This window comes from Plantactinospora alkalitolerans (assembly GCF_015690345.1).
Taxonomy (GTDB): Bacteria; Actinomycetota; Actinomycetes; order Mycobacteriales; family Micromonosporaceae; genus Plantactinospora; species Plantactinospora alkalitolerans.
Window position 1 is genome coordinate 1 of record NZ_JADPUN010000170.1, and the last position, 8,608, is coordinate 8,608.

General features: G+C 70.2%; 12 protein-coding genes. 4 read left to right on the forward strand and 8 right to left on the reverse strand.

From position 1 onward, the window contains the following. Window positions 1-137: 137 nt before the first annotated feature. A complete protein-coding gene (gene tuf / locus I0C86_RS17880) occupies window positions 138-1,325 on the reverse strand; it encodes an elongation factor Tu (RefSeq protein ID WP_196202382.1) in 1,188 nt (395 codons plus the stop codon). A 168-nt stretch (window positions 1,326-1,493) separates the two neighbouring features. Then, a complete protein-coding gene (locus tag I0C86_RS17885; RefSeq protein WP_196202383.1) occupies window positions 1,494-1,691 on the reverse strand; it encodes a hypothetical protein in 198 nt (65 codons plus the stop codon). 144 nt (window positions 1,692-1,835) lie between these two features. Here I0C86_RS17885 and I0C86_RS17890 point away from each other — a divergent pair, with 144 nt between their 5' ends. Next, window positions 1,836-2,327 (forward strand): SSI family serine proteinase inhibitor, encoded by a 492-nt coding sequence (locus tag I0C86_RS17890; RefSeq protein WP_196202384.1) that lies wholly within the window; start codon window positions 1,836-1,838, stop codon window positions 2,325-2,327. Between the two features lie 154 nt (window positions 2,328-2,481). Continuing rightward, window positions 2,482-3,777 carry an MFS transporter gene (locus tag I0C86_RS17895; protein ID WP_196202385.1) on the forward strand — a complete coding sequence of 432 codons (1,296 nt, stop codon included), beginning with the start codon at window positions 2,482-2,484 and terminating at the stop codon, window positions 3,775-3,777. Here the strand turns inward: I0C86_RS17895 and I0C86_RS17900 are convergent. The 5 genes from I0C86_RS17900 to I0C86_RS17920 form a co-directional block, all read right to left on the reverse strand. Continuing rightward, complete coding sequence (locus tag I0C86_RS17900; RefSeq protein ID WP_196202386.1) at window positions 3,737-4,162, reverse strand: nuclear transport factor 2 family protein; 426 nt, start codon at window positions 4,160-4,162, stop codon at window positions 3,737-3,739. The two genes, I0C86_RS17895 and I0C86_RS17900, sit on opposite strands and share 41 nt — an antisense overlap. 27 nt (window positions 4,163-4,189) lie before the next feature. Next, window positions 4,190-4,783: a class I SAM-dependent methyltransferase gene (locus tag I0C86_RS17905; protein WP_196202387.1), complete on the reverse strand. Its 594-nt coding sequence runs from the start codon at window positions 4,781-4,783 to the stop codon at window positions 4,190-4,192. Window positions 4,784-4,924: 141 nt separating this feature from the next. Beyond that, window positions 4,925-5,587 carry a hypothetical protein gene (locus tag I0C86_RS17910; RefSeq protein WP_196202388.1) on the reverse strand — a complete coding sequence of 221 codons (663 nt, stop codon included), beginning with the start codon at window positions 5,585-5,587 and terminating at the stop codon, window positions 4,925-4,927. Window positions 5,588-5,659: 72 nt separating this feature from the next. Further along, window positions 5,660-5,824 carry a hypothetical protein gene (locus tag I0C86_RS17915; protein ID WP_196202393.1) on the reverse strand — a complete coding sequence of 55 codons (165 nt, stop codon included), beginning with the start codon at window positions 5,822-5,824 and terminating at the stop codon, window positions 5,660-5,662. Window positions 5,825-5,828: 4 nt separating this feature from the next. After that, a complete protein-coding gene (locus I0C86_RS17920; RefSeq protein WP_196202389.1) occupies window positions 5,829-6,152 on the reverse strand; it encodes a hypothetical protein in 324 nt (107 codons plus the stop codon). Window positions 6,153-6,392: 240 nt separating this feature from the next. Here I0C86_RS17920 and I0C86_RS17925 point away from each other — a divergent pair, with 240 nt between their 5' ends. Both I0C86_RS17925 and I0C86_RS17930 read left to right on the forward strand, forming a co-directional pair. Further along, window positions 6,393-7,190: a helix-turn-helix domain-containing protein gene (locus tag I0C86_RS17925; protein WP_196202390.1), complete on the forward strand. Its 798-nt coding sequence runs from the start codon at window positions 6,393-6,395 to the stop codon at window positions 7,188-7,190. Beyond that, window positions 7,187-7,381: a DUF397 domain-containing protein gene (locus I0C86_RS17930; protein ID WP_196202391.1), complete on the forward strand. Its 195-nt coding sequence runs from the start codon at window positions 7,187-7,189 to the stop codon at window positions 7,379-7,381. The genes I0C86_RS17925 and I0C86_RS17930 overlap by 4 nt, the downstream gene beginning before the upstream one ends. A gap of 128 nt (window positions 7,382-7,509) precedes the next feature. Here the strand turns inward: I0C86_RS17930 and efeB are convergent. Beyond that, on the reverse strand, window positions 7,510-8,608 hold a 1,099-nt coding region (gene efeB / locus I0C86_RS17935; protein ID WP_196202392.1), incomplete at its 5' end, for an iron uptake transporter deferrochelatase/peroxidase subunit.

Below are 8,608 nucleotides of genomic sequence, written 5' to 3' on the forward strand. Positions count from 1 at the left end.
CCATCCCGCCGCCCGCCATCGCGCCATCGCGCCGCCCGCCGCGCGGACAGCCCGGTTAGGAGGGGGCCCTTCTTCTACTGAAAACGATAAGAAGGGCCCCCTCCTTGCAAGCGCCCGAGGGCGCCCGAGGGCGGTGCTCAGTCGAGCAGGGCGGTCACCGTGCCGGCCGCGACCGTCCGGCCGCCCTCGCGGACCGCGAAGCCGAGCCCGACGTCCATCGCGATCGGCTTGCCGAGTTCGACGGTGACGGTGGCGCTGTCGCCGGGGGCGATCTGGGGCAGTTCGCCCAGGTCGATCGCGCCGACCACGTCGGTGGTGCGGAAGTAGAACTGCGGGCGGTAGTTGGCGTGGAACGGCGTACGGCGACCTCCCTCGGCCGTGCTCAGTGCGTAGAGCCGGGCGGTGAACCTCTGGTGTGGCGTGACACTGCCCGGCAGGGCCACCACCTGTCCCCGCTGCACCTGGTCGCGCTTGACCCCGCGCAGCAGTACGGCCGCGTTGTCTCCGGCCTGCGCCGAGTCCAGCGACCGGCCGAACGTCTCCAGTCCGATGGCGACGGTCGAGAGGGTCGGAGCGAGCCCGACCACCTCGACGGGGTCACCGGCGCGGATGGAGCCGCGCTCGACGGCCCCGGTCACCACGGTTCCCCGCCCGGAGATGGTGAGCACGTTCTCGATCGGCATCAGGAACGGCCGGTCGAGTTCGCGCGGCGGCACCGGGACGTACCGGTCGACCGCGTCGAGCAGGTCGCCGATGGAGCCGACCCAGGCGGGGTCGCCCGCCAGGGCCCGCAGCGCGGAGACCCGCACCACCGGCACCTCGTTCCCGGGGAAGCCGTACTCGCTCACCAGTTCCCGCACCTCCAGCTCGACCAGGTCGAGCAGTTCGGGGTCGGTGACCGCGTCCGCCTTGTTCAGCGCCACCACCAGGTACGGCACCCCGACCCGCTGGGCGAGCAGTACGTGCTCACGGGTCTGCGGCATCGCACCGTCGAGCGCCGAGACGACCAGGATCGCACCGTCCACCTGTGCCGCACCCGTGATCATGTTCTTCACGTAGTCGGCGTGACCCGGCATGTCGACGTGCGCGTAGTGCCGGGTAGCGGTCTCGTACTCGACGTGCGCGATGGTGATGGTGATGCCCCGGGCGACCTCCTCCGGCGCCCGGTCGATGCCGTCGAAGGCGACGAACCGGTTGACCGCCGGGTCCCGCTCGGCGAGCACCTTCGTGATGGCGGCGGTCAACGTCGTCTTGCCGTGGTCGACGTGCCCCATCGTGCCGATGTTCAGATGTGGCTTGGTACGGATGAACTGGCTCTTGGCCATGATCTGTCTGTCCTCAACGGAGAGAGGAGCTGGCGGACGACGAGCGCGGGCGGGTGCCACACCGCGAGAAGAGACCGCGCCAGAACCGCGCATCCGGTGCACACGACGGGGCGGCACCGGGAATCCGGGCCACCCTCCTCCGTGGGTTCTGCTGGTGCGGGAGGAGGGTCAGCCTCGCGCGCCGGTATCCAGCCGGTTCAGCCGGATCGACGCCAGGTTGGGCTGGTGCGACGCCAGGTTGGGCTGGTGCGACGCCAGGTTGGGCTGGTGCGACGCCACGGTCGGCTGGGGCGACGCCATGTGCACGACAGTGGGGCCCAGCAGGAGAACACCTGCGGGCCGCGCGAAGGCTGCCGTGCCGAACATGGCGATCACGTTAGGCCGCGACGGCGCCGGAGGCCACCGATATTCCCGCCGACCGGTCAGCCCGCGATGCCGCTCCGGAGCCGCCGGGCACAGACCTGTGCGACGATACATCAGCATCGATGTTTGTCGATTAGAGGAGGCATCATGAGAAGGCTCGCCGCCGTCCTCGGCGCGCTCGTCGTGGGGATCGGCGCCCCGATGGCGTCCACCGGGTCCGCGCTGGCCGTCGACTCCGCGTCGGCCCACGGACCTGCGCAGCTTTCGGGATCCGCACCGGCCACACCGTCGGTCATCTCGCTGCACATCGTGATCGGCCCGCCCCAGGGGCCCGGCCCCAGCAAGCGGACCGAGCCGGTCGTCGTGCTGCTGCGCTGCGACGCGCCCGGCAACGAGCACCCGTACCCCGCCGAGGCTTGCGCCGAGGTCGAGGCGGCCAAGGGCGACATCGACGCCATCCCACCCGGAAGCTCCGGCTGCGCGGGCGTGTGGCAGCCGGTCCGGCTCAGCGTGAGCGGGGTCGTCGCCGGCGAGTCGGTGCAGTGGTCGGACCAGGTGTCGAACGAGGGCTGCGCGGTCAACTCGCACGGACATGTTTTCCGGATCCCGCTCGACGTCCGCCAACCAGACATCGACTGAATGAACGACCGCCCGTCGGGCACGGACTGTGGGGGAAGGTCACAGTGGCCTTCCCCCCGGAAGGCGGGTGACCATCGACACCCTGGCGTACCGTCCCCGCACTTCCTAGGGTCTAGCCGGTTGACTACTGGAAACAGTCTTTACCGGGGGATGGATGCGGACGGCAAGGGCGTGGCTCGCTGACACCGCCGGCGGGCTACCGAGGATTTTCTGGTACCTCTGGACGGGCCTGCTGATCAACCGGGTCGGCGCCTTCGCCATGCTGTTCCTCCCGCTCTACCTCGCCGACGCCCGGCACGCCAGTGACGCACTCGCCGGCCTGGTCGTCGGGGCGTACGGAATCGGCGGCGTCGCCGGGGTGCTGCTCGGCGGGGTACTCGCCGACGGCTGGGGGCGGCGCCGCACCCTCCTCTGGTCGCACCTGGCCGCCGCTGTGCTGATGGCGGGTATGGCGTTCACCACCAGCCTGCCAGCCATCGCCCTGCTCGCCGGACTCGTCGGTATCGCCCACTCGATGCCCGGCCCGGCGTTCGTCGCCGCGATCGTCGACGTGGTACCGGCGGAACGCCGATCCCGCGCGTTCAACCTGCACTTCTGGGCCTTCAACCTCGGCATGGCCGGCGCGTCGGCCCTCGCCGGACTGCTCGCCGAGTCGAGCTACCTGGTGCTGTTCCTCCTCGACGCGGCGGCCACCCTCGCCACCGCCGTCATCATCGCCTGGAAGGTGCCGGAAACCCTGACCCCGGCCACCGTCCGAGCCACCCCGGCCATCCGGGCCGGGCTGCGGACCCCGCTCACCGACCGCACCTTCCTGGCCTTCGTCGGGCTGACCTTCGTACTTGCCGTGCTGACCACGCAGACCTCGACGGTGATGCCGCTGGCGATGCGCGCCGACGGGCTGAGCTCCTCGGCGTACGGCCTGGTCGTGGCGCTGGGCGGCGCGCTCATCGTGGTCGGTCAGCTCTTCGTGCCCCGGCTGATCGACGGTCACCGCAAACACCGGGTGCTGGCCTGGGCCACCGGGCTGACGGCGTTCGGGTACGGCAGCCTGGCGCTGGCGGACCACCTTTCCGGGTACCTGCTGGCGGCGCTGGTCTGGACGGTCGGCTCGATGCTCGCCGCACCGCCGAACGCGGAGATCAACGCCGAACTGGCCCCTCCGCTCCTGCGTGGTCGATACCAGGCGGTCTTCTACCTGACGTTCCCGGCGGCGGCGTTCGTCGCTCCGACGGTCGGCGGGGTGAGCCTGCAGTACCTCGGCGACTGGCACTGGCTGGCGGTTGGCGGCGTCGGCCTCCTCGCGGTCGCCGGCCACCTCGTCACCGGACCCCGCCGGGAGCGCCGGGTCGCAGCGGGTACCGAGTCGCAGCGAGTTGAGCGAGCCGCTCCGGACGTCAGCCCGACCACCGTCACGGCAGCTTGCCGGAGTCCACGGACGACAGCACCGTGAAGTAGTCGCGGAGCCGGGCGATCTGTCCGTCGCGAACCCGGATGATCCATACGAGGGACATGGTCACGCGTTGCCCGCTCGTACTTTCCAGCACCGTGTCGATCTCGGCGACGAACACGTCCGGATCGACGGTGTCGTGCAGTACGTACCCGGACTGTTCGAAATCCACCGTGCCCTGGTAGGCCGGATCCCGGTGGTACGCCCCGATGCCGTCCCGGATCGCGGCCCGGCCCGCCAGGCGGTTCGGCAGCGGATGACCATCGGGAACCAGCGGCGCCTCGAACACGCCGTCCTCCGTGTACATCGCGGCAATCGCGTCCGGGTCTCGGGAGATCGCCCCGGCGTACAGGTACCGCTCGAAGATTTCCTTGTGTGTGAGGGTCACTTTCTCAAGCCTACCCGCGGGCTGTGGTCAGCGGCTGCTGACGAGCAGATATCGCTCGTCGCCGATTTCCTGGCCCCAGAGGCGGGAATCATCCAGTACCCGCACCTCGGCCTCCCCACGGCAACGCAGCACGAGCGCCCGACAGGCAGCTGCGGGTAGCCCCGCACCGCTCGACCAGTGGCCCTCGACCAGTACGAGTCGGCCCTGCGGTCGGAGCAGGCTGATCCAGTGCGCCAGTACGCGACCGGGATCCGGTAGGACCCAGAGCACATGCCGCGCGAGCACCACGTCGAAGGACGACCGCGCGAACGGAAGCTTCGCCCCGTCTCCGAGGACGTAGTCGACGCCCACCCCTGCGCCGATGGTCTTCTTCCGCGCCGCCGCCAGCATTCGGGGGGCGAAGTCGACGCCACACACGTCGTGCCCGGCCCCGGCCAGCAGTACCGACAGGCTGCCGGTCCCGCAACCGACGTCGACGACCGATGCCGGCGCGGGCGGCAGAACTGGCAGCAGCAGGTCTGCCCACGCCTTCCGGACGCCGGGGTCACGCAGGCCGTGATCGGCCTCCTCGTCAAAGGCTGTCGCGTGTTCGTCCCACAACTGCCGCGCTCCCCCGGTCACCGGACCGTCCCGCTCGACCTCGGTCGCCCCGCCGAGACATTGGTGATCATCAGTCGCCCGGGGTGGCACCCAGGAGCCGGTCGTCCAATCATGTCCCGGACCGTAACGACGGGGTCCGACAGGGTGTGAGCACGGGTTACTTCACGCCACCGACCGCTGGGGCAGAAAGGGTGCGAATTGCGCGGCCACGAGATCGGCGACCGCACGTGCGTCGCGGGTTCCGTCGACCTCGATCACCGGAATGTTCAGACGCTGGGCGCTCCGTACCGCGTCCTCGCCGATCAGCCGGTCGCGCTCGATCCGATTCCGTTGCGCGAGTTGGGGGTCGCTGACCGGGGAACCGACCCGACCGGCGCGCGGAAGGCGGTCGATCTGGTACAGCCGGAATTCCTCGCTGGGTACCAGAACCACCATCCGGTCCGTCGATCCGGTGATCGGGGCGACCAGTTCCGGGCGTAGGCCCCAGCCGTCCGCCAGGATCGGACGGGGTGAGACCAGCGCCCGCAGGTCGTCCTGCACCCACTCGAAACGCTCGACGAAATTCGCCAGCGCCTTCCGCGCCATCTCCGCAGGCGTCGCCTCGATCCAGATCGCCTCCGGATCCGGTTCGGTCGGCGGCTCACCGCTCCGGATGCGCCGAGCGAGCCGACGATCGAGATGGCTCCGGGCGTCGTGGTAGTCGTAGTGGTAATGCGTCAGGCCGTACTCCTCGGCGAGAATTGCGGCCACCGTGGATTTGCCGGCCCACTGACCGCCGCCAATCCACAGGGCGCGTCGCAGGGTGGTGAATTCGTCCCATTGCATGCCTTCGAGCGTGGGGCCGCCAAACGGCAAGATCAAGTCTTGTTCTTCGCCCGAACAACTGGTCAACTGGAATTAGGAGGAACCCTCGGCCAGAGACATCCCGAGATAGACGCAGAGCGTCACCCGGTTGCCCGCGTACTCGCGGGTCAGGGCGAGCCGGGCGTCGGCGCAGGGCCACGGCTGGGCGTCGCAGCGGCAGATCCACAGCGGGCGTAGCGGCTCATGCGGGCTCGGCATGCCGTCACCGCCGCCGTGCCGTCCCCAGTGGTACCCGCTGCCGCTGGCCCAGGGTGGGGAACCGCGAACCGGTCGTGGTGGGCGCGTTCCAGCGGGGGTTGGTGTTGCGCGAGCGCGGCCGGTTCGGTGGCGGAGGCGCCACCGGGGTCGCGGACCGGGCCGGCAGGTCCGGCTTCGGGAGCACCCGGTGTCGCAGCACCGAACGGCCCCGATCGGGGCAGGACGACCACCACAGTCCGCACCGGCAGTGGAGCCACAGTCGGCGCCAGTTCCGGCGGTGCCGCAGCACCAGCAGCGCGTTGGGGTCGTCCGGGCAGAGCCTCCGCATCGCGTCCTCCTCGGTTCGTTGGAAGGGGGCCGCTCCCGTCGGGGAAGCGGAAACGGCCCCCGCAGTTCCACCCGGGCAGTTTGGGCGCCGATTGGGCAGCTCCGAGCGGTTCCACTGGTGACACTCTGCTGCGAACACCACTACGGTCGATACATGCTCGGCCCGTCCGCGCAGGTCAGGCGGACGGGCGGGGAGGCGCGAGTGAGACAGGGAAGGAGGCTGGACAGAGATGGGGAGCCAATGGGAGCGGTCACGGAGTACGTCCTCGAAGAGCTTCGGCTGTTCCGTACGTCGCGGAAGCTGAGCCAGGAGGAGTTCGGTAAGACGATCGGCTATTCGGGATCGCACGTCAGTTCGGTCGAAACCGGCCAACGCCCACCGACGAGCGAGTACATGCGACAGATCGACCAGGCGTTCGAGACCGGTGGGACCTTCGAGCGGATGCTGCTCAGGCTGTCGAAGCTGGACAGCACCCCGGCCTGGCTACGCGAGTGGATCGAGTGGGAACGGTCGGCACAGTTGCTCCGCTGGTACGAGCCGGCGTACATACCTGGCCTGTTGCAGACCGAGGCGTATGCGCGGGCGACCATGACCGGTGTGCATCTGACCCCGGAGCAGGTCGAGCAACGGGTGCAGAGCCGGCTCGACCGGCAGGCCCTGCTCACCGCCGACAACCCACCGCAGTTCGTCTTCGTTGTCGACGAGATGGTGCTGCGCCGGCCCATGCGGGGGCAGCCGACCGTGATGGCCCAGCAGCTCGACCACCTGATCACCCTCGCGGAGCTGCCGCACGTGCAGATCCTCGTGGTTCCCAGGGAGGTCGGGGTCTACCCTGGCCTACAGGGAGGCTTCATCCTGGCGACGCTTCCGGACCAGAGCGTGGTGGCGCACCTCGACCACCAGGTGCGGGCCCAGATCGTCGACCGGGCGGAGGATCTCGCCACCCTCCAGGGCACCTGGGAGGCGATCCGCAGCGAAGCCCTGCCGAGGACGCAGTCACTCGAACTGATCAGGGAAGCGGCGAAGGAGTGGACATGACCGGCGCCAACTGGCGGACGTCGACCCGCTCGGGCTCGAACGGCGGCTCCTGTGTGGAGGTCGCCGACAACCTGCCCGGCGTGGTGCTCGTACGCGACACCAAGGACCGCGACGGTGGCACGTTGAGCTTCGGCCCGACGCGCTGGCAGGCGTTCGTGACCCTCGCGAAGACCATCAACCCGGTCGGCTGACCCCGCCGAGGCACCGCGCACTCGATGATCGCGGAGAGTTCGGCCTGTCCACGCCGGCCGAACTCTCCGCGATCATGAGCAGATCGCGCCGCCAGCGGCGTACGGCGCGGTTTTCGGCGTCGGCCCGCTCAGCCGAACAGCGCCCGCCCCCAGTGGTCGTCGCCGTCGCGTACCCCGGGTGGGCAGGCGAACAGGCCGCTGGAGATGTACCGCAGGTACTCGTTCAGCAGGTCGTGGCGGGCAAGCTGGGTCTGGATCGGCACGAACTGCCGACGCGGATCCCGCTGGTACGCGATGAAGAACAGTCCCGCGTCGAGCCGGCCGAGCCCGTCCGACCCGTCGACGAAGTTGTAGCCCCGACGCAGCAGCCGCGCGCCGCCGTGCCGGCTCGGATGGGCCAGCCGTACGTGCGCCTGCTCGGCGATCACCGGCTCGCCGTCCGGACCCTTCAGTTCGAGGTCCAACTCGTCGAATTCGTCGCCGCCTCCCAACGGTGCGCCGCTGCCCTTGCTCCGGCCGATCAGCGCCTCCTGCTCGCCCAGCGAGGTCCGGTCCCAGGTCTCGACGACCATCCGGATCTTGCGGGTCACCAGGTACGACCCCCCGGTCATCCACTCCGGCCCGTCGCCCGACTGCACCCAGACCTGCTCCGCGAGGTCGGGGTCCTCCGCCTTCACGTTGGCGGTGCCGTCCTTGAAGCCGAACAGGTTGCGCGGGGTCGCCTGGTCCCGTGACGTCGAGGAGGTACGCCCGAAGCCCAGTTGCGACCAGCGCACGCTGACCACGCCCATGCCGAGGCGGGCCAGGTTCCGGATCGCGTGCACGGCCACCTGGGGATCGTTGGCGCACGCCTGCACGCACAGGTCGCCGCCGGAGATCTCGGGGCGCAGCGCGTCGCCGGGAAACCGGGGCAGCGGGGCCAGCGCGGCGGGGCGCCGGTCGCCGAGGCCGAAGCGGTCCCGCCCGTCCGCGTCCCGGAACAACGACGGGCCGAAGCCGATGGTCAGGGTGAGCTGGGACGGCGGTAGCCCGAGCGCCTCACCGGTGTCGTCCGGCGGCGCCTCCGGAAGCCCGCCGACCGCACCGATCTCCCCCGCCTCCTGGCCGGCGGTCATCCGGGCGGCGGCCACGCTCCAGTCCTGGAGCAGCGCGACCAGCCTGGCCCGGTCCTTGGTGATGACGTCGAACGCGACGAAGTGCAACCGGTCCTGCGCCGGAGTGGTGATC